Consider the following 22,722-nt stretch of genomic DNA (forward strand, 5'->3'; position numbering starts at 1 on the left):
GTCACCTGCCTTTCGTCGGCTCAGGTGCTGTGCTGGGTGGTGGACAGGCCGAGGGCCCTGAGGTCGGGCATGGTGCCCTCCTGGGCGGTCCGCAGGGACTCGACGAGGCTGCCCTGGCCGCCGCTGACGCGGGCGAAGGAGTCCTGCATGACCTTCTGGGTCGCGCTCATCCGCGGGCCCCACAGCCACTGCTCGCCGATCTTCTCGGCCTCCTGCTCGAACAGGGTGTAGACGTCCTGCCCTCCGTAGTACGACCGGTCGAAGGCGTCGCGGCCCACGGGGACCAGGCCGGGGGCGGCCGGGTACTGGCTGCTGGTGCCGCTGGAGAGGCGGGCGCGCAGGGCGTCCGGGTGGGAGACCTGCCACTCGATGAACTCCATGGCGGCCTCGGGATGCCGGCTGTCCTTGGTCACCGCGAAGGTCGACCCGCCGTGGGTGCCTGCGGACGGGCTGCCGGTGTCCCACTGCGGCAACGGCGCGATCCGCCACTGGCCCTTCTGCCCGGGCCGCGCGTTCATCTGCGCGCCGGCGTCCCAGGCGCCGCTGAGCCGGGTGAGGACCAGGCCGTTGCCGATCTGCGCGTCGGACTGCCTGCTCTCGACGGCGTTCATGAAGACGTCGTCCCGGTCGATGAGCTGTTGCCAGTAGTCCGCGACCCGCCGGGACGGCGCGTCGGCGAGGGAGACGTTCCAGGCGCCGCGCGAGGTGTCGAACCACCGGGCGCCCGCCTGCCAGGCGTACGCGGCGAACTGCGTCATCCCGTCGGTGGGGAACAGCACCAGCCGCCGGCCGGGCGCCTTGCGGCGCACGGTCGCGGCCTGCTCGGCGAACTCGTCCCAGGTGCTCGCGGCCCGCAGTCCGTAGTGGTCGAACAGGTCGGCGCGGTAGTGCATGACCATGGGTTCGACGTCCAGCGGCACGCTGAACACCCGGCCCTCGAAGGTGGTCAGTCCGAGCGCCTGAGGCAGCAGCTTGCGGCGCAGGCCGTCGCCGACCAGGTCGGTGATGTCGCGGGCGACGCCGTCGATGGCGTACCCGGGCACCTGCGGATACTCGATGGTGGCGACGTCGGGCGCGTTGCCGGCCCGGGCGGCGTTGCTGAGCTTGGCGTAGCCACCCTGCCCGCCGGAGGGGATCTGCTGGAACTCCACCCGGATGTTCCGGTGCGTGCGGTTGAACGCGTCCACCACCTCCTGGCTGCCGCGCAGCGCGGACCAGAAGGTGATGTGCGTGGTGGTGCCCGTACGGGCCGACGATGCGCTGGTACCCCCGCTGCAGGCGCTCACGGCTCCTGTCAGGGGTACGGCGGCCATCGCGGCGAGCACGGACCGACGGCTGGGTCGTCCGGGCATGGCGCCTCCCGCGGCTCCTGCGGGTCCGCGTGGGTGCGGACCCGACTGTTCGGGACACGGGAATCCTGGACGTCCTGAATCAAACGGTCAAGAGATCGATCAGAAGAAAAATAAAACACTCAAACGATCAAAGGATCAGACGCCCTTGTCCACCCGCTGTGTCGATCCCCGCACCGTCAGCCGCGGCAGCAGCTCGACGCGTCGGCCCGGCCGGCTGCCGGGCGCCTCGGACAGCCGTTGCAGCAGCAGCTCCGCGGCCATGCGGCCGACCTCGGTCTTCGGTGGCGACACGGCCGTCAGCGGCGGCGAGCCCAGCCCGGCCACGACATCGTCGTACGCCACCACCGAGCAGTCCTCCGGCACGCGTACCGCTTCCTCCGCCAGCCGCTGGACGATCATCAGCGCGTCCACGTCGCCGTGCAGCACCATGGCCGTCGCGCCCACCTTGCGCATCAGCGCCGGCAACTCGGCCGTCTCGTCCGCCGCGTACGGTCCGTCGGCCCCGGCCTCCGGCGCGACGAGCGTCCACGCCCACCGCTCCACCAGAGGGTGCGCCTCGGCTGTCTCGGCGAAGGCGGCACGCAGCGAGCGCGCGGTGGGGCTGTCGTGCCGCGTGGCGAACACAAGGCGCCGGTGACCGAGCCCCACCAGGTGTTCCACGGCCAGGTGCGCGCCGTACCAGTGGTCCGAGCAGACCGAGTCCAGGGCGTGCAGCGCGCTGCCGCGCCACGGGCGGCGCTCCATCAGCACCGTCGGCACCCCGAGCGCGGCGAGCCACTCGTGGTCGGCCTCCTCGTCGGCCCGGCCGCGCCAGCGGGGGGCGATCAGCAGACCGTGCGCCCCGTCCGCCAGCGCCCGTTCCACCAAGGGGCGTTCGGCGCCGGACGCCTGCGGCGCGAGGTGCAGGGCTATGCGCAGCCCGGCCTCCTCCAGGACCGTGCGGGCACCGTGCATGGCCTCGTTGAGGTACGAGTGCCGCACGGGAACCACCACGGCCACCCGGTCCCCGGCCGCCCCCGCCGCGTCGGTGGGCGCCTCCTCGGCGGGCAGGGTGGACCGGACGACACCGTGGCCCCGCCGCAGCCGGCCCTCCCGCGTCAGCTCCTCCACGTCACGGCGCACCGTCACCACGGAGACCTGCAACTCGTCGGCGAGATCGCGCACCCGCGCGGCACCGCGCGCCTGGACCGCCGCCAGAATCCGCTGGCGCCTGAGATCGACCGGCTCCCGCATCAGGTCTCCCCACCCGAGAATGTTCGTTTGAGCGTTTCGCCGTCATCATAGCGATCGCCGGTCCCGGCTGTGTGCCGCCTTCCCGCCCGTGCGCGGTCCCCACGGTCCCGGGTCCCCGAGGGGTTCTACGGTTCCGGGTCCGCGGGGGCCCTACGGTTCCGGGTCCGCGAGGAGCGGTCCCAGTGGTCCCAGGTCCAGGTTCAGGTCACCGCGGCTCAGACCGTGCTGCGCGCACAGGTCGTCCATGCGTTCGTCGAGCAGCATGAGCGCCGTGCCGAGCCGTTCCTCCTGCTCCGTGCTCAGCGTGCCCTCGTCGTAGCGGCGCACGGCCTGGCGTTCCATGAGCTGCCGCAGCAGCTCCACGACGGTCAGGACCAGGGCGGCCAGATCGTTCGTGACCCGCTCGGGGTCCAGGTCGAGGGCGTGCGCCCGGGGCGCCGTCACAGCGGCCCGCTGTCCGGCCAGGGGGCGGGCACCCGTTCGTTCACCGACGACAGCAGGGCGTGCAGCGAGATCCGCACCAGAGGCACGTCGGCGATGGCCAGGACCAGGTCCCCGCTGACGACGACACCGGTCGCCAGCACCCGGTCCAGGAGGTCGACCAGGGGCACCCCGACCGGCGCGTAGGGCTCCGGATCGCCCCAGGGCACGGGTGCCGGACCCGGCGTGCGGATGTCCGGGACGGTCATGCGCGGACCTCCTGCTCCGAGCGGTGTCCTTCCGTGCGGCCCGGTCCGGTGCGGTCCGCCCCCGTGGCGTGCGGATCCTCGTCCCAGCGGGCGAAGGAGTACGGGATCCACGGGCCCGAGGCACTGACCTCCACGGCCGGACGCCGGCCGTCGGCGGTGAGGCCGGCCAGGGCGCGGGTGAAGGCGGCGCACTCCGCGTCGTCCACCAGGTAGGCGGCGTTGAGCAGTTGCGGGGCGCGCCGGCCCGTCAACCGCTCGCTCTGCGGGCGGTGTCGCGTCGCGGCGACGGCGTACCCCCGCAGCTCCGCGTCCACGGCCTCCGCCTCGGCCGTGGCCCTTCCGTGCGCGTCCTGCCGGTCGCGCCGCCGCGCGCTGGCCCGGCTGAGGTAGGCACGCCCCCCGACCCGGGCCCCGGCCCCGGCCCCGGAACCGGCGGGCGCACCGGCACCGTCGGCGGCGTCCTTCGCGTGCTCGCGGGCGTGCACCTTCACCGCCCATTCCGTACGTCCCCGGAGGCGGTCGAGCTGCGCGACCAGCACCGCCTCCCGGGAGACGACGGCCTGCTCCGCACTCCGGTCGCCGCGGTACAGGGTCGTCATCGGCAGCGGCACGACGGGCCCCTGCCCGGCCGCGGCCTCGACGCCCCGGTGATGGGCCCGGGCGCAGCGTTCCAGGTCCTCGGGCCGGTTGAGCCGCTCCACCAACGCCTCCGCGTCGAACAACGCCGCGGGGACGTCCTGCACGACCAGGCACAGTCCCCCCGCGCGCAGCACGCGCAGCGGGCCGCCCTCCTCGTGACCGGTCACCGCGGCCAGTGCGGCGGCGTCCGGCGGGGTGCGGGTGACGGCGAACGCGCAGACGATGCCGGGGTCCGCCGGCCCGGCCGTGACCACGCTCACCGGGCGGCTCCCGCCGTCTCCTCGCCGGCCCCCTCCAGGGCGTCGAGCCGGGCCCGCAGCTGCGCGTTCTCCTCGGCGAGCGCGTCCCGCGCGGCCCGGGACGACAGTGCCGGGTCCGTCTCCCACCAGTCGATGCCCGCCTTCCTCGCGGTGTCCACCGAGGCGATGAACAGCCGCAGCCGGATGGTGAGCAGTTCGATGTCGAGCAGGTCGATCTTGATGTCGCCGGCGATGACGATGCCCTTGTCGAGGACCCGTTCGAGCAGGTCGGCGAGGTTGCCGGTGGCAGGCGCGCAGGGCTGCGTGTCCGGGCCCGCGTACCGGTGGTCGACGTCCGTCACCGCGTGCTCCCCACCGGGTCAGCGATCCGGGCGGGCACGTTCGTCGTCCTCGTCCTCGTCCTCATACTCGTACTCGTCCTCCTGGTCCTCGTCGTCGTCCTCACCGTCCTCGTCCTCGGCGCCCTCCTCCTCGCCGTCCCCGTACTCCCCGTACTCGTACGCGTATCCGTCGGCCTCGGCGGCGTCGGTTTCCTCCTCCAGCGCCTCCTCGTGGCTCTTGACGACCTCGCCGTCGCGGATCTCCCCGCGCCAGCCCTCCACTTCCTCGTCACCCCTCAAGGTCACGTGCCGCGCGAAGTGCTTCAGGTCCAGCCGCAGGCGGCGTCCCTGGGCGCGCCAGAGGTTGCCGGTCTTCTCGAAGAAGCCCGCTGGGTAGTACTCGACCACCACGACCACCCGGGTCAGCCGGGGCGCCAGTTCGTGGAAGGTGACCGCGCCCCTCGTACTGCCCTTGGCGCCCTCGGAGGTCCAGACGATCCGGTCCTCGGGGACCTGTTCCCGCACGGCCGCCCTCCAACTGCGGTGCGACGGACCGACCTTGACGTCCCAGTCGGTCGTCGTCCCGTCGTCGGCGCTGACGCTGCGGACGCCCTTGGTGAAGCCGCTGAAGTCCTGGAGCCGGGTCCACTGGTCGTAGACGGTGCGCAGGGGCACACCGATGTCGACGGTCTCCATGATGTGCGTCGCCTTGACACTGCCGCCGCCCGCCCCGCCCCGCGCGCCGCGGCGGCTCCCGGCACCGCGGTCGCCGGCGGACTCGGTGAGTCGTTCCGTCAGCCCGCCGATCCGTTCCCCCGCCTTGCCCACGAGGCTGTGCCCCGTGGCGGCGAGGTATCCGCCGAGCGCGTCCTTGAGGTCGCCGAGGGGGGAGGGGGCCCCGTTCTCCTGCCGGGCGGGGGTCATCGGCGTTCACCTCCGCGCCTACCGCCGGAACCCGTGGTCCGCCCCGCCGTACGCCGGGGCGGTGCGGGAGCGGGTTCGCGGTCCTTCTCCCGTTCCTCGTCGCCGAAGTAGGCGTCCTCGTCCGGAACGCCGCCGTAGCCGCGGTCGTGGTCGGAGTCGTGGTCGTCGTGGTCGCGCTCGTAGGCGCCGTCCCCGTCCGTCGCCCCGTCGGCCCACCGGCCCGCGCCCGTGAGCGCGTCGGTACGGTCGCGGAGCCTGTCCGCGAGGCCGGTGAGCCTGCGGTTCGCCGCGGCGGTGACGGCCGCACGTCCGGCGGTCAGCAGCTCGCCGCGCACCTGGTCCCTCAGTTCCTGGAGCTGCGGGTTCCGCTGGAGCCCGGCCAGGCCCTGGGACAGCGCCCGGCCGGGGTTCGGACCGACACGCCGGCCCACGAGGTAGGAGCCGACCACGAACGCCAGTGAGGCCTTCTTGGTACGGCCCAGGAGGTATCCGCCCGCCACGGCCGCCGCCATGGCCGCCTTGCTGTCGTTCATACGTGCCTTCTCTGCGCCGGATTCATGGTGGTCGTGCGGCCGGCGGACCGGGACGGGTGCTCGAGGAGGGTGAGCAGACGCTCCTCCTCCCGCTCGAAAGCAGCCTCGTCGATGGCCCCCTCGTCCAGGGCCCGGTTGAGCGCGGCCAGACGCGCCTGGACGGCGCGCGGGCCGCGGGTCTGGCGCCGCGCCTCCTGGAGCAGGTGGTCGGCGACCCACGCCGTGCCGCGCACCGGGGCGAGGGGCAGCAGCAGAAGACCGCTCAGGATGCCCACCGCGTCACCGCCCGGCCGGTGCGGGAGACGGGTCGACGAAGCTGTAGCAGGGCAGGGGCCCGGTCACGCTGAGGGCCAGCCGGTCCCCGCACTCGCGTGCCCGCGCCTCCACCGCCCGCCTGAACCGCGGCTCGTCGGCGGAGCGCAGCAGGAAGGAAGCGCTCAGCACCTGCTCGTCGTCGGTCGGACCCTGTACGGTGCGCACCGCGAGCGGGGTCAGGTGGTCGAGGACGTCCCGGGCCGCGCGCCGTGCCTCGCGGCGGACACCGCGGGCGAGCGCTTCACCGAGGCGGACGTTGGCCTCGTAGTCCGGTCGGCGTCGCGTCCGCAGGGCCAGGTTCCGCAGGCCCTCGTCCCGGCGTACCAGTTCGGCGAAGTGGCCGGGCACGACCGTTCCCTTGACGTTGAGCTCGACGCACCCCCGGACGTCCTCGAGCTGCCGTGACAAGTGGGCGGAATCGGCCCGCAGCTGGGAGAGGAGGACGTCCGGCCGGGGACTGAGGACCGCGAACCGCATGGGCAGCAGCGGACCCTGTGCCGCCAGTTCGTCCAGCACGGCCTGGTGGGCCAGCAGGTCACGGCGCCGGGGCCGCAGCCGCGCGGGCGCGGCCGACACCGCCGCGCACAGGCCGGACCCGGTCAGCAGCCGTACCGGGGCGCCGTCGACCCCCAGGGAGCGGGGGGCGAGGACGCCGGCGGGGGTGATGCCGTAGACGTACAGGGCCTTCACGGGGGCGGTGGTGGTCGTGGTGGTGGCCGGCGCGGTCATTCGTCCTCCGTCTCCACGCGCCGGCGGGGCCGGCTGTGCGGGCGGTCGTCCTCGTCACGGGTGCGTCGGGCCGGTCTGCCGCGCGGCCGCTGCGGGTCCCGGGCGCGTTCCGCGCGCTCGCGGGTGTGCTCGCGCTCGCGGGGCAGGGCTGCCACGTCTTCCGCCTCCTCCTCGGGGGTGAGGATGTCCCGCACCTTGTCGGTCAGGGAGCGAGCCGTCCGCTTGGCACCCGCCCTGCCCATGGTCTTGGCGACCGGCCCGCCGAACAGCTCCGGAACGGTCTTGGAGCGTGCGTCGTACTCCAGGTCCAGACGGTTGCAGGCCTCGGCGAACCGCAGGTACGTGTCGACGCTCGCGACCACGATGCGGGCGTCCACCTTGAGGATCTCGATGCCGACCAGGGAGACGCGCACGAAGACGTCGATCACCATGCCGCGGTCGAGGATGAGTTCCAGGACGTCGTAGAGGGTTCCGGCGCGGGGCGCGCAGACGACCTCGTCGTCGTAGGTGATCATGCGGTGGTCCTTCCGGGTGCGGGCCGCGGGGCCCGGTCACTGGTCCTGGGCACCGCGCCGGTAGCGGGCGACCCTGCGGTACTGGAGCAGGTCGCCCGCCGGGTCCAGCTCGACCTCATAGGTGGCGAGCAGGCTGGTGGTGTCGGGGATGCGTGCGACCTCCAGCACGTCCACGTTGACGATCCAGCCGTCGTCCTCGCTGCGGCACACCGCGGAGACCCCCTCCAGGCGATGCCGGATCAGCTCGGACAGGGCGTCCGCGGCGCGCTGGGCGGCGTCCCGGGCGCCCCGCACGGCACGCTCGCGCGTGGTCGTGGACGTCGTGCCGCGCCGTCGCTCGCCAGGTTCTGTCATGCTGCCCACTCTGGCCGCGGGGCCCGGTCCGCGCGTGTGCAGTTACCCCATCCGGGGGCTGGGAAGCCTGCCCGTCGGCGGGTCAGACGCCCGGCGCGGTGACGGCCCGGCGGCGGCAGTGCAGGAAGAGGTGCGGCTCCGGCCGTGCGTCCGGGTGGGCCGGGGTGAACAGCGACGCGTCCTGCGCCAGCACCTCCAGGCCGGCCTCCTCGGCCACAGCGGTGAGGTCCTGCGCGGTGAAGCTGGTCACGCGCACCGGCTGTCCCATGAAGGTGGCGTCGACGCCCTCGACGTCCAGCGGCACGGTGGCGAGGACCAGGTAGCCCTCCGGCTTCAGCACCCTCACCAGGCGCCGGACCAGGTCCGCCTGCTCCCGCCGGTCCAGCTGGAGCAGGGAGAAGTACACGCAGACCGCGTCGAACGAGGCGTCGGCGAGCGGCACGTCACGGACGTCGGCGCACCGGAACGTCGCCGCCGGCACCTGCCGCGTCGCCAGATCCACCATGACGGGGGAGATGTCGACGCCCAGCACGTCGTGCCCGGCGCCCGCCAGGGTTTCGGCGGTGGGGCGGCCCGTACCGCTGCCCACGTCCAGCACCCGGCTGCCCGGCGCGAGCCGCCCGAGCAGCCACTCCAGCGAGCGCCGGTGCGGGCGCGATCCGGCGAACGCCTTCTCGTACTCGGCGCCCAGCGCGTCGAACGCGGCGGCGGCCTGCGGCCGGTGCTGCTCGTCGGTCACGTCGGTCCCTTCGATGGTGGCGGGCCGGAGCCGCGAGCATCGTTCCACCGGGAACGGGCGCCCGGCAAGGGGCCCTCCGGGCGACCCACGAGCACCCGCCTGCTTCCTGGCCGCCGCTTCCCACGAGGGCCGGGAAGCGCGGCAGGCGGTCCCGGCAGGGCGTGAGGCAGGTCGGGCCGGACGCTCACCCACCGCGGGGCCGGGCGCCGTCCAGGGCCAGACCCACCAGCCCCCGCACGAGCGCGTCGTCCAGCGGCGCCCGGCTGAGCAGCGCCCGTACCGCGGACGACGGCAAGCTCGACGAGGGCGCCGTCCTCGACCCGTTGACGAAGGAGCGGGCCGGGACCATCGGGCGCATAGCGGCGGCCATCGACAAGGCCGGCGACCGTCCCGCGGACCTGGACACGCCGGAGGGCACGGGCGGCGGTGACGGTGCCGACGCCGGGCCGGCGGCCGGGCCGCGGGCGGTGCGGGGCGGACTCGCCGAGCCGGGACCCGGGCCCGGTCTCTGGCCGGCGGCGGCCGGAGGCGTCCTCTTCGCAGCCGGCCGCGCGCTGCTGATCCGCTCCAGGCGGCGTCCGCTGTGACCCCGGCGTGACGTCGCCGTGCGACGGGCGGGCGGGGGCCGGACCCGCCGGACCCCGCCCGCCCGTCGGGCCGGACCGCAGCGAACACGCCATCCCAGTCAGGCATCTGGCGCGTTTCGACTATTGCCGTTCCGTTTGCCCGGGCGCAACCTGGTGTCCGAAAGGCGTTGGGAGCGCTCCCAAAGACACTTCCGCCCCTCGGCCCCCCCATAGCCGTCCCCCCACGCGAAAGAAGGACGTCATGACTTGTCATGATCACACCAAAAGAGCCCGGCGTGCGTCGACCGTCGCCCTCGGCACCCTGACCGCGGCTCTGCTCGCCCTGATCCCCTGGAGCGGCACCGCCGTCGCCCACGGCTCGGTCGTCGACCCCGCCTCCCGCAACTACGGCTGCTGGCAGCGTTGGGGCGACGACTTCCAGAACCCCGCCATGGCTCAGGAAGACCCCATGTGCTGGCAGGCCTGGCAGGACAACCCCAACGCCATGTGGAACTGGAACGGCCTGTACCGCAACGGCTCCGCAGGCAACTTCGAAGCCGTCGTCCCCGACGGACAGCTGTGCAGCGGTGGCCGGACCGAGGGCGGGCGCTACAACTCCCTCGACACCGCGGGCGCATGGCAGACCACGGACATCGCCGACAACTTCACCGTCAAGCTGTACGACCAGGCCAGCCACGGCGCCGACTACTTCAAGGTCTACGTCACCCGGCAGGGATTCGACCCCGCCACGCAGCCCATGGGCTGGGACGACCTCCAGCTGGTCGAGACCACGGGCCGGTACGCCCCCAGTCAGAACTACGAGATCCCGGTGAGTACCTCGGGCCTGAGCGGCCGGCACGTCGTCTACACGATCTGGCAGGCGTCGCACATGGACCAGACGTACTTCCTGTGCAGCGACGTCGACTTCGGCTGATCCACGTCACCCCGTCCCCCCACCCCCGCCGGGCGCGCCGCGTCCGGCGGGGCCACCGGTCGGTGCGACCGCCGCGCGAAGTGCTTCGTGGCCGCCCCGGAGTGCGGTATACGTCCCCTCATGGACCCCCTGGACTACTACGACCTCGGCACCCACGGCCGGACCGTGACGACCTCGTCCCCCGAGGCCCAGCGGTGGTTCGACCGCGGGCTGGTGTGGACGTACGCCTTCCACCACGAGGAGGCCGTCGCCTGCTTCGAGACCGCCGCGGCGGCCGACCCGGACTGCGCCATGGCCCACTGGGGCATCGCCTACGCCCTCGGCCCGAACTACAACAAGCCCTGGGACGCCTTCGACGCCGAGGAGCTGACGCGCACCGTCGACCGCACCCACGCCGCCGTCGAACGCGCCCACGAGAAGGCGGCCCGCTCCGCCACCCCGGTCGAACGCGCCCTGGTCGGCGCGCTGCGCGCCCGCTACCCGCAGGCACGCGCCGTCGAGGACTGCTCGGTGTGGAACGTGCCGTACGCCGAGAGCATGCGGGCCGTGTACGAACTCGCCCCCGACGACCTGGACGTCGCCGCGCTGCACGCCGACGCGCTGATGAACCTGACACCCTGGCAGCTCTGGGACCTGCGCACCGGACTGCCCGCAGAGGGCGCCCGCACCCTGGAGGCGAAGGCCGTCCTCGACCGGGCCCTGGCCGCCGAGGGCGGACGCGAGCACCCCGGCGTCCTGCACCTCTACATCCACCTGATGGAGATGTCCGCCACTCCCGAGGCGGCCCTCGCCGTCGCCGACCGGCTGCGCGGCCTGGTCCCCGACGCCGGACACCTCGAGCACATGCCGTCCCACATCGAAGTGCTGTGCGGCGACTACCGGCGCGTGGTGTCGGACAACAGCGCCGCGATCGCCGCCGACGAGAAGTACCGCGCGCGGGCCGGGGCGATGAACTTCTACACCCTCTACCGCTCGCACAACCACCACTTCAGGATCTACGGCGCGATGCTCCTCGGTCAGTACGAGGCCGCCCTGGACGCCGCCGCGCGACTGGAGGCGTCCGTCCCCGAGGAACTGCTGCGCGTCGAGAGCCCGCCGATGGCCGACTGGCTCGAGGGCTTCCTGGCCATGCGGGTGCACGTGCTGATCCGGTTCGGCCGCTGGGCGGACATCCTCCGGCTGCCGCTGCCCGCCGACCCGCGCCTGTACTGCGTGACGACCGCGATGCTCCACTACGCCCGCGGGGTCGCTCTCTCGGCCACCGGCAAGGTCGCCGAGGCGGAGGCCGAACGCGTCCTGTTCCGCGAGGCGGCCGCCAGGGTGCCGCAGACCCGCACCCTGTTCAACAACACCTGCGCCGACATCCTCGCCATCGCCTCCGCCATGCTCGACGGCGAACTGGAGTACCGCAAGGGCGATCACGGCGCCGCCTTCGCCGCTCTGGAGCGGTCGATCGAACTGGACGACAACCTCCCCTACGACGAACCGTGGGGCTGGATGCAGCCCACCCGGCACGCCTACGGCGCCCTGCTCCTGGAACAGGGACGGGTCGCCGAGGCCGAGGCGGTCTACCGGGCCGATCTGGGGCTCGACGACACCCTTCCCCGCGCCCTGCAGCACCCGGGGAACGTCTGGGCCCTGCACGGACTCCACGAGTGCCTGGCGCGCCTGGGCAAGGAGGGGGAGGCGCGGATCGTGGCACAGCAGCTGAAGCTCGCCACCGCTCTGGCGGACGTACCGGTCGAGGCCTCCTGTTTCTGCCGCCTCGACACCGCGCCGGCCACCGGTGGTGCGGGCGGCTGCTGCGCCACGGACCACTGAGCGTCCCGGTCCGGGTCAGACGTTGACGCCGAAGTCCGCGGCGATGCCCGCCAGGCCCGAGGCGTACCCCTGCCCGACCGCCCGGAACCGACGATCTACAGTTCTGTAGAAGTACGCCCTATACGATGTGACCTCGGAAGGCGGACAGCGGCGGAAGGAGGCGGGACGTGAGGGATCACCGGCGTCCGCGGCGGCGGGGGCAGGGCGAGCTGGAGGCGCTGGTGCTGTCGGCGCTGCGCGAGGCGGACGGGCCCGCGACGGCCGGCTGGGTGCAGGAGCGCCTGGGCGGCGGCCTCGCCTACACCACCGTGATCACGATCCTGACCCGGTTGCTGGAGAAGGGCGCGGTCAGCCGCGAGCGCGCGGGCCGTTCCTTCGCCTGGACACCCGCCTCCGACCAGGCGGGCCTCGCCGCACGGAAGATGCGCAAGGTCCTGGACGCCGAGAGCGACCGGGAAGCGGTGCTGGCCAGCTTCGTCACCGGCCTCGACCCGGACGACGAGCGGCTGCTGCGCGAACTCCTGGGGCACGCGCGCGACGTGGGGGACGGCTGACGCCGCATGGGTGTATTCGTCTTCCTGCCGCTGGTCCTGCCCTTGACGGCCTGGCCGATCGCCCGGCTGGCCGAACAGCACCTGCACCCGCGGAGTGCGACCAGGCTGCTCACCGCGGTGGCCGCCGTGATGGCCCTGTGCAGCACGGTGTGCCTGGCCCTGGTGATGGTGGTCGGCACCGCGCAACTGCCCGGCAACCCCCTGCCGGACGGCTGGTCCGACCCCGAGGTGCGGGCGGCCGTGCCGTACGACGAGGTCGTCGGCAAGGCGGCGATCCCCGCGTTGTGCGCGGTGGTCGTGGCCTCGGCACGGGCCCTGTGGCGGCACGGCAGGGTGCGTCGCCGCGCCCACCGCGCGCTGGCCGGACTGCCGGGCACCGGAGTGGCCGTACTCCCGGACGAGGTGCCCTACGCGTACGCGCTGCCCGGCGGTCGCCGGGACCGCGTGGTGGTGAGCACGGCCCTGCTCGACTGCCTCGAACCGGCCGAGCGGCGCGCGCTGTTCGCGCACGAGCGGGCCCATCTGACCGCCCGGCACCATCACTTCCTGCTCACCGTCCGGCTCGCCGCCCTGGCCAACCCGTTCCTGCGGCCCCTGCGGACCGCCGTGTCCTACACGGCGGAGCGGTGGGCGGACGAGGAGGCCGCGCGGACGGTCGGCAACCGCCGTGCGGTGGCGACCGCGATCGGCAAGGCGGCCCTGGTCTCCCGGGGCACCCCGGTCGCCACCCTCGCCGGCCTCGCGGCGCCCGGCCCGGTACCGCGCCGGGTGGCGGCCCTGCTGGGCCCCGCTCCCGCTGTCCGCACCTGGCCCCCGGTGTTCACCTCGGTGGGCCTCGCGGCATGGGCCGCGGCCGCCGGAACCGCCGTGTCGGCGATGTCGTCCGCGAACGCCGCCGTCACGATGTTCCTCATCCTCCGCGCCGCGACGCCGCTCTGAGCGTCTCGCGCCCGCCCCTCCGAAGGACCCACGGAATCCCGGTCATTCGGGGCCGGCAGGCGGCAACGTCAGGGCGGCGAGCGCCGACGTCCACGTCATCGACACCGTACTCGGTCCCGAGAGCTGAGGCGCGGGCGGGCGGTGCCGCGGGAGGTCGGGCGGATGGCCGCCCCCCTGGCACCGCAGGGGCCCTGTGGTAGCTTGCGGGAGCCAGTCGAACCCACCTGGTGGGTCAGGGAATCCGGTGCGAATCCGGAGCTGACGCGCAGCGGTGAGGGGGACGGGCGGGACAACGGCCACTGGGCGGCACAAGCCGTCCGGGAAGGCGTCCCGCCCGGACGATCCCGAGTCCGAAGACCTGCTGGCACCCGCGCCGCGTACGGCGCGGGCCACACCGTACGAACGGGCTTCGCGTATGAGCCCTCGACGCCAGAGGATCTTCCATGTCCGCAGCGCGCCCCGCCGGCTCCCGCCGCTCCTTGCGTTCTTTCCGTCCCTTCCGCTCCCGCTTCTCGTTGCTGCTGTCCGGTGCCCTGCTGGCGTCCGGCTGCGGTTCCGGAACGACCGCCGCCGACTCCGCGGCGCCGGCCGAGGCCGCCGGTTATCCACGCACCGTCAGCGACTGCGGTCACAAGGTGGAGATCCCCGCGCCACCCGAACGGGCCGTCTCCCTCAACCAGGGCACCACGGAGATCCTGCTCTCGCTGGGCCTGGCCGACCGAATGGCGGGCACTGCCACCTGGACCGACCCGGTCATGAAGGGCCTGGAGAAGGCGAACGCCGGGGTGCCCCGGCTCGCCGACAACATGCCCTCCTTCGAGAAGGTCCTGGACGCCGAACCCGATTTCGTCGCCGCCTCCTTCGCCTCCACGCTCGGCTCCGGCGGCGTGGCCACGCGCGAGCAGTTCACCGAACTGGGGGTGCCCGCCTACCTGTCCCCGTCCGACTGTGTCGGCAAGGACAACAGCGGCGACGGCGACGGCGTCCGCAGCGAACCCCTGACCATGGACACCGTCTACGGTGAAGTCCACGACCTGGCCCGGGTGTTCGGCGTCGAGCAGCGCGGCGACGAACTGGTCGCACGCCTGAAGGCGCGGGTCGCGAAAGCCACTTCGGGCGTCGACGCCTCCGGTGTCACCCTCATGTACTGGTTCGCCGACTCCACTTCGCCCTACATGGCGGGCTGCTGCGGCGCCCCCGGCATCATGACCCGCGCGCTCGGCGCGGAGAACGCCATGGACGACACCCACGAGGAATGGCCCCAGGTCGGCTGGGAGACGGTCGCCGACCGAGACCCCGACGTCCTCGTCGTCGGAGACCTCACCCGCAAGTCCCAGACGGCCGAGACCGCCGCGAAGAAGATCGAGTTCCTGGAGTCCGACCCCGTCACCAAGAACATGACCGCGGTCAGGAAGAAGCGGTACGTGCTGCTGAGCGGGCAGGCGATGAACCCCACCATCCGCACCGTCGAGGGCGTGGAGAAGGTGGCGGCGGCGCTGCGCGCGTACGGCCTCACCCAGTGACGTCCGGAAGCCGGGTGACGCCGGGAAGCCGGAGGACGCCGGGCAGCCGAGAGACGTCCACGAGCCGGCGGACCCCCGGCCTGCGCGCGGCCGTCCGCCGCTCCCCGGTGTGGGTGGCGGCCGGCTTCGTCGCCCTGTGCGCCTCCGTGGCCGTCGCCGTCACCATCGGTCCCGCGGACATCGGCGTCGGCGAGGTCTGGTCCGTGGTCGTCGCCCATCTCGGCGGCGCCGCCCCCGGCGCGGACGTCACACCGATCCGCGACGGCATCGTCTGGAACCTGCGGCTGCCCCGTACCCTCCTCGCGGCGGTGTGCGGTGCCGGCCTCGCCGTGTGCGGCGCCGTGCTCCAGTCCCTGCTGCGCAACCCGCTCGCCGACCCCTTCGTCCTGGGCGTCTCCTCCGGCGCCTCGACCGGTGCCGTCCTGGTCGTCGTCCTCGGTGTGGGCGGCGGCGCGCTGTCCGTGTCGGGCGGGGCGTTCATCGGGGCGGTCTGCTCCTTCGCGCTGGTGATGCTGCTCAGTCACAGCCTCGGCGGCACCCCGGACCGGGTGGTGCTCGCCGGCGTGGCGGCGATGCAGCTGTTCTCCGCGCTCACGTCGTTCGTCGTGATGACCGCGGCCGACGCCGAGACCACCCGCGGCGTGCTGTTCTGGCTGCTCGGCTCGCTCGGCGGGGCGGGCTGGACGGACGTGTGGACGAATGCGGCGGTCCTGACCGTGGTCCTGGCCGTGTGCCTCGGGTACGCCGGGACACTGGACGCCTTCGCGTTCGGTCAGGACGCGGCGGCCACGCTCGGCGTCCACGTGGCCCGCACCCGGCTGGTGGTGCTGTGCGCCACCGCCCTGCTCACCGCGGCCCTGGTCGCCTCGGCCGGTGCCATCGGTTTCGTCGGTCTGGTGCTGCCGCACGCCGTACGGGCGTTGACCGGCCCCGGCCACGCCCGGCTGCTGCCGGTCTGCGCGCTCGCCGGGGCGGTGTTCCTGGTGTGGGTCGACACCCTGGCCCGTACCGTCCTCGAACCCCAGGAGGTCCCGGTGGGCGTGATGACCTCGCTCATCGGCGTGCCCGCCTTCGTCCTCGTCCTGTACCGCACCAGGAGGGCACGGTGACGCTGAACGCCGAGCGGGTCTCCCGCGCCGCCGGCGGGCGGCTCATCCTGGACGGCGTCGACCTGGCCCCCCGGCCCGGCGCCATGACCGGACTGCTCGGCCCCAACGGCTCGGGCAAGTCCACCCTGCTGCGGCTGCTCGCCGGCGTGCTCACCCCCGCCTCCGGCGTCGTCACCCTCGACGGCCGCCCGCTGGACCGGGTGGGCCGCAGGGACGTCGCCCGGCGGGTGGCCGTGGTCGAGCAGCAGGCGGACACGCAGGTCGAACTGACCGTCCGGGACGTCGTCCGGCTCGGCCGGATCCCGCACCGCCGCGCCTGGACGCCGACGTCGGCGTCCGACGAGGAGGCGGTCACGGACGCCCTGGAACGCACCGGACTGACCGGGCAGGCGGACCGGCTCTGGCACACCCTCTCCGGCGGCGAACGCCAGCGCGTCCAGATCGCCCGCGCCCTCGCCCAGCAGCCGCGGGAACTCCTGCTGGACGAACCGACCAACCACCTCGACATCCAGCACCAGCTCGACGTACTGACCCTGGTCGCCGCCCTGCCCGTCACCAGTGTGGTCGCCCTCCACGACCTCAACCTCGCCGCGATGTACTGCGACCACCTGGTGGTGCTGTCCGAAGGGCGGGTCGTGGCCTGCGGCGATCCCGCCGAGGTCCTGACCGCGGACCTGGTCGCCGAGGTCTACCGGGTGCACGCCGAGATCGCCCCCACCGGGCCGGGCGGCCGCCCGCACGTCCGGTTCCTCGGCACACTGACGGACACGCCCCGAGCGGCTGACGGTGCCCGGCTCGGCCGCCCGGGCGCCACCGCATCGCTCGAGCAACGCGAGCGACACGGCTGAGACGGCGCACAAGCCCGGGCCACCGACCGCCCCGCGGCCCCGGTGGACCCCGGACACCGTCGAGCGGCCGGGCTCACGGCTGCGCCGCAGGGGCGACCAGGAAGGGGGCCCACTCATCCGCCCCCGCCGTGGTGCGGCTACTGGCCCGGACGCCTCTCCCGCTCTGACGCCGAGGGCGTGGGGCGTACGCCGAGCCCAGTCGCCGACGGCCGACTGCCAGGAAATCGGCCGGCCCGCCCGACTGCGCCCGGCCGGCACCGCCCGCGGAGAGGAACCAGGACGCGCGGTCCGCCTCCCGCTCCCGCACCCCCGGCCCCCACGAGCCGGTCTTCGACCCGGAAGCCCCGCGCGCCGGATACCGCGCCGAACGCGACCGCGGGCCCGGCCCGGACGGCAACGCCCCGTACCCGCGCCCCACCGGCGCGTTCGCCTCCTCCGGCACCGACCCCCACGCCGACCCCGACTACGGTGGACCGCCCACTGACCGACCGCGTCGCGGCGCTCGTCATCGGCGGCAACGGCGGCGTCCTCCGCACCGAGCCTGCGCTCTTCCCGGCCGGCAGGCCCGGCCCGGATCCTCGCTCCGCCGGACTCGCCGCCGTACCGGACGCTCGGTCCTGCCGTCCGAGCGGTCAGTCCGTCAGCCCGGCGGCGAGTGCGGCCCCCAGTTCCCAGCAGGCCTCCAGCTCGCGCTTGCCGGGCTCACCGGCCACGCTCACCGCCGGCGCCGCGGGCTGCCAGCCGAGGCCGGTCGTGACCGACTCGATGCCGCGCACCGCGCCGGTGGTGTCGCTGCCGCCGTGCACGTAGTAGCCGAAGGGCCGGCCGCGCGTCTCGTCCAGACAGGGGTAGTAGACCTGGTCGAAGAAGTGCTTCAGCGCACCGGACATGTAGCCCAGGTTGGCCGGAGTGCCCAGCAGGTATCCGTCGGCCTCCAGGACGTCGACCGCCGTCGCTGCCAGCGCCGCCCGCCTGACCACCCGCACCCCTTCGATCTCGGGTGCGGTCGCACCGGACACGACGGCTTCCAGCATCGCCCGGCAGTTCGGCGACGGCGTGTGATGCACGATCAGCAGAGTAGGCACACCCCGAAGCCTGCCGCCGGCACCCGCCGACCGCAAGAAACGCCACCCCGTCCGGCGCACGGCGCTCCCGGCGTTCCGGCGGTCGGCGTGCGTCCGCCCGCCCCGCCCGCGGACGCCGGCGCTCCGCGCGCTCGCGGGCCTGCCGCTTCTCCGGCTCCTGCCCGGCGCCGCGGACGCTGCTCTCGGCCCCGCCCGTGAGGCAGGCACGGTGGTCCCTCCGACGCGCCGGAGCCCCCGGCCACGGCGGCCGCCGTGCGGACGCCCGTCCGCGGGCCCGATGGCCGGGTACTCCCCGGTCGCAGCGCCCGGCCTGCCGTATCACCGGCTGTTTGCAGTCCGGCCCCGGGGCAACCCGGCCGCGGACACAGGACCGACGCGAGTGGAGGCGCCATGCTGCTCATCCGTGGGAGAACCGCACGTTCCGCCGCCGCGACCGTGCTGGCCGCGGGAACCCTGGCACTGAGCGGATGCGGCGGGGACGACAGTTTCGAACTCCAGGACTGGCATGCCCCCGGCCAGAACGCGAGCGTCGGCGACGTCCTGATCCGCTACGCCCACGTGGCGGAGCCCAAGGGGGAACCGTGGCGACCGGGTGACGACGTCCCGGCCTACGTCTGGCTCATGAACGAGGGGGACAGCGCCGACCGCCTGGTGGGCGCCGGCAGCCCCGACGCGGAGTCGGTGGGCATCGTGAACGCGGACGGCAAGGCCCTGCCGGACGGGGTGGCACTGCCGCCGGACAAGCTGCGGCAACTGGAGCCGGGCAACAACCACCTGCTGCTGCGGGACGTGCGCGAGGTCGTCCGCGGCGGTGACTTCTTGAAGATCACCCTGAACTTCGAGAAGGCCGGATCCGTCACGTTCAACATCCAGTCGCAGATCCCCGTCTACGACTCCAGCCCTTCCCCCAGTGAGTGATCCCGCCGGTTCCCGCCGGTTCCCGCCGGTTCCCGCCGGTTCCCGCCGGTTCCCGCCGGTCCCCACCGGTCCCTCCACGGGTACACTGAGGCCGTTCGCGTTCGATCAGACGGGTACGACCAGGACGACAGGGAGGTGAGATCGATGACCGCGCTCCAAGCCGCGCCTCGCGGCGCCCGGGTCTCCCTCACGTCCCGGGCCACGACCTGACCCAGACGAACGCAACCCAGAAACGGATCCTCATCCCGTCATGTCCCGCACCTGGAACACCCGCGCCGAGACCGGCGCCGACGTCCCCGCCATCCGTGACATCGTCCGCACCGCCTTTCCCACGCCGGAAGAGGCCGCCCTCGTCGACGCTCTGCGCGCCGACCCCGAGGCCTGGATCGACGGCCTGTCCCTCGTCGCCGTGGACGGAGACGACCGCCCCGTGGGCCACGCCCTGCTGACCCGCTGCCACATCGGGGACAGCCCGGCGCTCTGCCTGGCACCCGTCGCCGTCCGGCCCGAGCTCCAGCACGGCGGCGCCGGCTCCGCGGCCGTCCGGGCGGCGCTCACCGCGGCCGAGCACCTGGGCGAGCGCCATGTCGTCGTCCTCGGACACCCGCAGTACTACCCGCGGTTCGGCTTCGGCCGCGCCTCCGTCCACGGGATCAACCTGACCATCGACGTCCCGGACGAGGCACTCATGGCCCTCACCCTGGACGCCGCCCACCCGCTGCCCGCCGGCACCGTCCGCTACGCGGCACCGTTCGGTAATTGACCGGCGGCCGGCCCACCGTGCCGCGCTGCAACAGGGGTTCGGGCACGGTGGTGCGCGGCCGAGGTGCCCGGCAAGCGGAAGGGGCCGCCCGCCATGCGTGGTGGGCGGCCCCTGTCAGGCCGTGACGCGCGGTGGGCCGACGGCTCAGCCGGCCGAGGACGCCGGTCCGCTGTCCGCCTTCGACGGGGCTTCACCGGAGCGCTGCGCCGGTAGGGAGACCGTGCCGCCGGCGGCCTCGCCGGCTTCCTCGGCCAGACGCTCCATGCCGCTGGTGGTCTTCAGCGGCTTCTCCTTGATGAAGACCACGGCGACCAGAGCCAGCAGCGCGAACGGGGTGGCGACGAGGAACAGGTCGGCGGTGGCGACACCGTAGGCGTGCTCCACGATCTCCCGCATCGGGGCGGGCAGCGTGTCCATGTCCGGGACGGCCCCGTGACCGCCGCCCGAGCCGCCCTCGGCGGCACCGGCGGCGCCGGCCTTCTCCAGGCCCTTGGTCATCTCGGTCGCGACCCGGTTGGCGAGGATCGCCCCGAGGACGCTGGTGCCGATCGTGCCGCCCATGCTGCGGAAGAAGGACAGCACCGAGGTCGCGGCGCCCAGCTCGGCAGCGGGGACGTCGTTCTGTGCGGCGAGCACCAGGTTCTGCATCAGCATGCCGACGCCGATGCCGAGGACGGCCATGTAGATGCTGAGCAGCCCGAAGTGGGTGTCGGCGTCGATCAGGGAGAGCAGGGCGAGGCCGGCGGTCATGATGACCGCGCCCGCCACCAGGTAGCTCTTCCACTTTCCGGTCCGGCTGATCAGCTGTCCGGCGACGGTGGACGAGACCAGCAGGCCCAGGATCATCGGCAGGCTCATCAGGCCCGCGACGGTCGGCGACTTGCCCAGGGACACCTGGAAGTACTGCGAGAGGAAGACGGTCCCGCCGAACATGGCGACACCGACCAGGAGGCTGGCGACCGTGGTCAGGGTGACCGTGCGGTTCCTGAAGATGTCGAGCGGGATGACCGGCTCGGCGGTGCGGGCCTCGACGAGGACCGCCAGGCCCAGCAGCAGCAGACCGCCGACGACGAGCGCGGCGGTCTGCCAGGACGCCCAGTCGAACTGGTTGCCGGCCAGCGAGACCCAGATGAGCAGCGCGCAGACACCGGCGACGATCAGGAAGGCACCGAGCCAGTCGATCTTCGCCTGGCGCTTGACGGTGGGCAGCTTCAGCGTGCGCTGCAACAGGAGGATGGCCAGCAGGGCGAACGGCACGCCGATGAAGAAGCACCAGCGCCAGCCCAGCCACGACGTGTCGACCAGCACGCCGCCGATCAGCGGTCCGGCCACGGTACCCACGGCGAAGACGGCACCGAAGATGCCGGAGTACTTGCCCAGCTCCCGGGGCGGGATGACGGCGGCCATGACGACCTGGGCGAGCGCGGTCAGGCCGCCCGCGCCGATGCCCTGCACGACCCGGCTGAAGATCAGCAGCGTCGTGTCGTGAGAGAAGCCCGCCAGCAGCGAGCCGACCACGAACATGAGGAGCGAGAGCTGGAGCAGCAGCTTCTTGTTGAAGAGGTCGGACAGTTTGCCCCACAGGGGCACCGTCGCGGTCATGGCCAGCAGTTCGGCGGTGACGACCCAGGTGTAGGAGGACTGGCTGGCACCCAGGTCGGCGATGATCGTCGGCAGTGCGTTGGACACGACGGTGCCCGCCAGGATGGCGACGAACATGCCGGCCATCAGGCCGGACATGGCCTGGAGTATCTGCCGTTGGTCCATGGAGGTGGGAGGCGCGTCGGCGGGCGCCTGAGCTGCGGTCACGACTTCTCTTTCGACGGTGGTGATCGGTGATCCGCGCAGTCCGGGCGGGGACGTCGGTCCTCGGGCGCGCGGGTCGGACGGTGGTGGCACTGGGGCGGCTCGGAAGCCGGACGGCCGGTGCGGTGGACTACGCGGGCGGCGCCGGCAGTCCGGCGGCGAGGAGGGTGAACACCTCCTGGAACACGTCGCGGAAGGCGCGCTCCTTCGGGCGGGCGCACCAGTGATCGATGCTGACCCGGACGGCGGTGACCGCCACCGCGGCCAGTAGCCGGGGGTAGAGGTCCAGGGCCTGGCGCCGCTCCTCGTCGGACGCGGCCGGTGGTGCGGGTGCGCCTGCGGGGACGCCGGTGCCGAAGCGGATCCGTTCTGCGATGGCCTCGGCCAGTTCCGTCTCGTCCGCCAGGTGCGCGCCGAGACTGCGCACGAACAGGTGCGGCGCGGCGCGCAGCACCTCACCGTGCAGCCGCCACAGCTCGCGCTGCTGCTCGGCCTCGGCCAGCTCCGCCGCCAGGGCGTCGCGCAGGGCTTCGAGCGGGGTGAGGGCGGCCGGTGCGGCGAGCAGCGCCCGGCGCACGTGCGCGCTGGTCTCGGCGCCGGTCAGGACGAAGACGTCGTCGCGGGTGTCGAAGTAGTTGAAGAAGGTGCGCACCGATACCCCGGCCGCGGCGCTGATCGCCTCGACGGTGACCTTCTCCGCGCCGTGCTCGGCGGCCAGACGTATCGCGGCCTCGGTGAGGGCGGCCCGCGTGGCCCGCTTCTTCCGCTCCCGCAGCCCGCCCCCTGCGGCGCTCTTCTCCGACATAAGTTGCATGGTATGCAAAGATGCACGTCATGCAAAATTAGGGGGGGCGCCGGTTCCCGAACGCGGTCGACGTCCGGCGGCGGGCCGGCCCCGGCCGACCGGACACCTCCTGCCGGGCAGCTGCGGTCGCCCGGTCCCTCGGTTTCCAGGGACGTCGCCGAAGAACGAGGAACACGGCGCACTCTCCTTCCGGCTTCACCCTCTGGGCGTCGCCAGGAAGGACCGCGAGAGAGTGGCCCCGGGGTATCGCCAGTGTGTGCTCCTCGGGGCGGCAGTGACCGGCGGGGCGCGTTGCCCTCCGCCGTGCGGCCGGGGCAACTCCTGCGTACTGCTGCAGAGTTGGGGTACACGGTGCGTCAGCACGGTCGGCGCCGGGGTCGGCGCCGGTGCCGGCCGTGCTCCTGGTGCCAGGCACGGACTCGGATGCCGCGGGAGGCGGACAGCGCCCG

26 protein-coding genes, 1 pseudogene and 1 riboswitch are annotated in these 22,722 nt (G+C 73.5%); of the genes and pseudogenes, 10 read left to right on the top strand and 17 right to left on the bottom strand.

What is annotated here, in order from left to right:
• Window positions 1-20: 20 nt before the first annotated feature.
• The 13 genes from ACP4IX_RS10065 to ACP4IX_RS10125 all read right to left on the bottom strand — a co-directional run bounded on the left by ACP4IX_RS10065 (window position 21) and on the right by ACP4IX_RS10125 (window position 8,602).
• Complete coding sequence (locus tag ACP4IX_RS10065) at window positions 21-1,352, bottom strand: extracellular solute-binding protein (RefSeq protein ID WP_426522591.1); 1,332 nt, start codon at window positions 1,350-1,352, stop codon at window positions 21-23.
• 135 nt (window positions 1,353-1,487) lie between these two features.
• Window positions 1,488-2,585, bottom strand: a complete 1,098-nt coding sequence (locus ACP4IX_RS10070) for a substrate-binding domain-containing protein (protein WP_426555292.1) — start codon at window positions 2,583-2,585, stop codon at window positions 1,488-1,490.
• Window positions 2,586-2,735: 150 nt separating this feature from the next.
• The gene (locus tag ACP4IX_RS10075; protein ID WP_426555293.1) at window positions 2,736-3,029 is read right to left on the bottom strand and encodes a gas vesicle protein K; all 294 of its coding nucleotides are present in this window, start codon (window positions 3,027-3,029) and stop codon (window positions 2,736-2,738) included.
• Window positions 3,026-3,274 carry a gas vesicle protein gene (locus ACP4IX_RS10080; protein WP_426522594.1) on the bottom strand — a complete coding sequence of 83 codons (249 nt, stop codon included), beginning with the start codon at window positions 3,272-3,274 and terminating at the stop codon, window positions 3,026-3,028. The genes ACP4IX_RS10075 and ACP4IX_RS10080 overlap by 4 nt, the downstream gene beginning before the upstream one ends.
• Window positions 3,271-4,173, bottom strand: a complete 903-nt coding sequence (locus ACP4IX_RS10085) for a GvpL/GvpF family gas vesicle protein (RefSeq protein ID WP_426555294.1) — start codon at window positions 4,171-4,173, stop codon at window positions 3,271-3,273. The genes ACP4IX_RS10080 and ACP4IX_RS10085 overlap by 4 nt, the downstream gene beginning before the upstream one ends.
• The gene (locus ACP4IX_RS10090; RefSeq protein ID WP_426555295.1) at window positions 4,170-4,514 is read right to left on the bottom strand and encodes a gas vesicle protein; all 345 of its coding nucleotides are present in this window, start codon (window positions 4,512-4,514) and stop codon (window positions 4,170-4,172) included. Before ACP4IX_RS10090 ends, ACP4IX_RS10085 begins: the two co-directional genes overlap by 4 nt.
• Window positions 4,515-4,532: 18 nt before the next feature.
• The gene (locus tag ACP4IX_RS10095; RefSeq protein ID WP_426555296.1) at window positions 4,533-5,417 is read right to left on the bottom strand and encodes an SRPBCC family protein; all 885 of its coding nucleotides are present in this window, start codon (window positions 5,415-5,417) and stop codon (window positions 4,533-4,535) included.
• Window positions 5,414-5,950, bottom strand: a complete 537-nt coding sequence (locus ACP4IX_RS10100; RefSeq protein WP_426555297.1) for a hypothetical protein — start codon at window positions 5,948-5,950, stop codon at window positions 5,414-5,416. Before ACP4IX_RS10100 ends, ACP4IX_RS10095 begins: the two co-directional genes overlap by 4 nt.
• Window positions 5,947-6,225 carry a gas vesicle protein GvpG gene (locus ACP4IX_RS10105; protein WP_426522599.1) on the bottom strand — a complete coding sequence of 93 codons (279 nt, stop codon included), beginning with the start codon at window positions 6,223-6,225 and terminating at the stop codon, window positions 5,947-5,949. Before ACP4IX_RS10105 ends, ACP4IX_RS10100 begins: the two co-directional genes overlap by 4 nt.
• 4 nt (window positions 6,226-6,229) lie before the next feature.
• A complete protein-coding gene (locus ACP4IX_RS10110; protein ID WP_426522600.1) occupies window positions 6,230-6,994 on the bottom strand; it encodes a GvpL/GvpF family gas vesicle protein in 765 nt (254 codons plus the stop codon).
• Complete coding sequence (locus ACP4IX_RS10115) at window positions 6,991-7,509, bottom strand: gas vesicle structural protein GvpA (protein ID WP_426522601.1); 519 nt, start codon at window positions 7,507-7,509, stop codon at window positions 6,991-6,993. Before ACP4IX_RS10115 ends, ACP4IX_RS10110 begins: the two co-directional genes overlap by 4 nt.
• A gap of 36 nt (window positions 7,510-7,545) precedes the next feature.
• Entirely contained in the window at window positions 7,546-7,863 is a 318-nt protein-coding gene (locus ACP4IX_RS10120) for a gas vesicle protein (protein WP_426522602.1), read from the bottom strand.
• Window positions 7,864-7,945: 82 nt separating this feature from the next.
• Window positions 7,946-8,602: a class I SAM-dependent methyltransferase gene (locus tag ACP4IX_RS10125; protein WP_426555298.1), complete on the bottom strand. Its 657-nt coding sequence runs from the start codon at window positions 8,600-8,602 to the stop codon at window positions 7,946-7,948.
• 161 nt (window positions 8,603-8,763) lie between these two features.
• Between ACP4IX_RS10125 and ACP4IX_RS10130 the strand changes: the two genes are divergently transcribed.
• The 3 genes from ACP4IX_RS10130 to ACP4IX_RS10140 all read left to right on the top strand — a co-directional run bounded on the left by ACP4IX_RS10130 (window position 8,764) and on the right by ACP4IX_RS10140 (window position 11,923).
• Window positions 8,764-9,189 carry a hypothetical protein gene (locus ACP4IX_RS10130; protein WP_426555299.1) on the top strand — a complete coding sequence of 142 codons (426 nt, stop codon included), beginning with the start codon at window positions 8,764-8,766 and terminating at the stop codon, window positions 9,187-9,189.
• 241 nt (window positions 9,190-9,430) lie between these two features.
• Window positions 9,431-10,102 carry a lytic polysaccharide monooxygenase auxiliary activity family 9 protein gene (locus tag ACP4IX_RS10135; protein ID WP_426555300.1) on the top strand — a complete coding sequence of 224 codons (672 nt, stop codon included), beginning with the start codon at window positions 9,431-9,433 and terminating at the stop codon, window positions 10,100-10,102.
• A gap of 120 nt (window positions 10,103-10,222) precedes the next feature.
• Entirely contained in the window at window positions 10,223-11,923 is a 1,701-nt protein-coding gene (locus ACP4IX_RS10140) for a hypothetical protein (RefSeq protein ID WP_426555301.1), read from the top strand.
• 15 nt (window positions 11,924-11,938) lie between these two features.
• Here ACP4IX_RS10140 and ACP4IX_RS10145 read toward each other — a convergent pair.
• Window positions 11,939-12,013, bottom strand: a pseudogene (locus tag ACP4IX_RS10145) (chemical-damaging agent resistance protein C); the annotation flags it as partial.
• Window positions 12,014-12,090: 77 nt separating this feature from the next.
• On the opposite strand from ACP4IX_RS10145, the gene ACP4IX_RS10150 reads away from it, so the two are divergent.
• From ACP4IX_RS10150 to ACP4IX_RS10170, 5 genes are all read left to right on the top strand, one after another.
• Window positions 12,091-12,477, top strand: coding sequence for a BlaI/MecI/CopY family transcriptional regulator (locus ACP4IX_RS10150; RefSeq protein ID WP_426522607.1), 387 nt, complete (start codon window positions 12,091-12,093; stop codon window positions 12,475-12,477).
• A gap of 6 nt (window positions 12,478-12,483) precedes the next feature.
• Complete coding sequence (locus tag ACP4IX_RS10155; RefSeq protein ID WP_426555302.1) at window positions 12,484-13,416, top strand: M56 family metallopeptidase; 933 nt, start codon at window positions 12,484-12,486, stop codon at window positions 13,414-13,416.
• Between the two features lie 194 nt (window positions 13,417-13,610).
• Window positions 13,611-13,796, top strand: a riboswitch (cobalamin riboswitch).
• A 63-nt stretch (window positions 13,797-13,859) separates the two neighbouring features.
• Window positions 13,860-14,939, top strand: coding sequence for an ABC transporter substrate-binding protein (locus tag ACP4IX_RS10160; protein WP_426522609.1), 1,080 nt, complete (start codon window positions 13,860-13,862; stop codon window positions 14,937-14,939).
• Between the two features lie 80 nt (window positions 14,940-15,019).
• Complete coding sequence (locus tag ACP4IX_RS10165; RefSeq protein ID WP_426555397.1) at window positions 15,020-16,048, top strand: FecCD family ABC transporter permease; 1,029 nt, start codon at window positions 15,020-15,022, stop codon at window positions 16,046-16,048.
• A complete protein-coding gene (locus tag ACP4IX_RS10170; protein WP_426522610.1) occupies window positions 16,045-16,896 on the top strand; it encodes an ABC transporter ATP-binding protein in 852 nt (283 codons plus the stop codon). Before ACP4IX_RS10165 ends, ACP4IX_RS10170 begins: the two co-directional genes overlap by 4 nt.
• 632 nt (window positions 16,897-17,528) lie before the next feature.
• Here the strand turns inward: ACP4IX_RS10170 and ACP4IX_RS10175 are convergent.
• Window positions 17,529-17,981: a flavodoxin family protein gene (locus ACP4IX_RS10175; protein ID WP_426555303.1), complete on the bottom strand. Its 453-nt coding sequence runs from the start codon at window positions 17,979-17,981 to the stop codon at window positions 17,529-17,531.
• Window positions 17,982-18,371: 390 nt separating this feature from the next.
• On the opposite strand from ACP4IX_RS10175, the gene ACP4IX_RS10180 reads away from it, so the two are divergent.
• Both ACP4IX_RS10180 and ACP4IX_RS10185 read left to right on the top strand, forming a co-directional pair.
• Window positions 18,372-18,899, top strand: coding sequence for a copper chaperone PCu(A)C (locus ACP4IX_RS10180; RefSeq protein ID WP_426555304.1), 528 nt, complete (start codon window positions 18,372-18,374; stop codon window positions 18,897-18,899).
• A gap of 250 nt (window positions 18,900-19,149) precedes the next feature.
• Window positions 19,150-19,662, top strand: coding sequence for a GNAT family N-acetyltransferase (locus tag ACP4IX_RS10185; protein WP_426555305.1), 513 nt, complete (start codon window positions 19,150-19,152; stop codon window positions 19,660-19,662).
• A 144-nt stretch (window positions 19,663-19,806) separates the two neighbouring features.
• Here ACP4IX_RS10185 and ACP4IX_RS10190 read toward each other — a convergent pair whose 3' ends face one another.
• Complete coding sequence (locus ACP4IX_RS10190; protein WP_426555398.1) at window positions 19,807-21,429, bottom strand: MDR family MFS transporter; 1,623 nt, start codon at window positions 21,427-21,429, stop codon at window positions 19,807-19,809.
• A 169-nt stretch (window positions 21,430-21,598) separates the two neighbouring features.
• A complete protein-coding gene (locus ACP4IX_RS10195) occupies window positions 21,599-22,282 on the bottom strand; it encodes a TetR/AcrR family transcriptional regulator (protein ID WP_426522614.1) in 684 nt (227 codons plus the stop codon).
• Window positions 22,283-22,722 lie beyond the last annotated feature (440 nt).

Origin of the sequence: Streptomyces sp. WG5, from assembly GCF_049974565.1 — a bacterium.
Classification (GTDB): domain Bacteria; phylum Actinomycetota; class Actinomycetes; order Streptomycetales; family Streptomycetaceae; genus Streptomyces.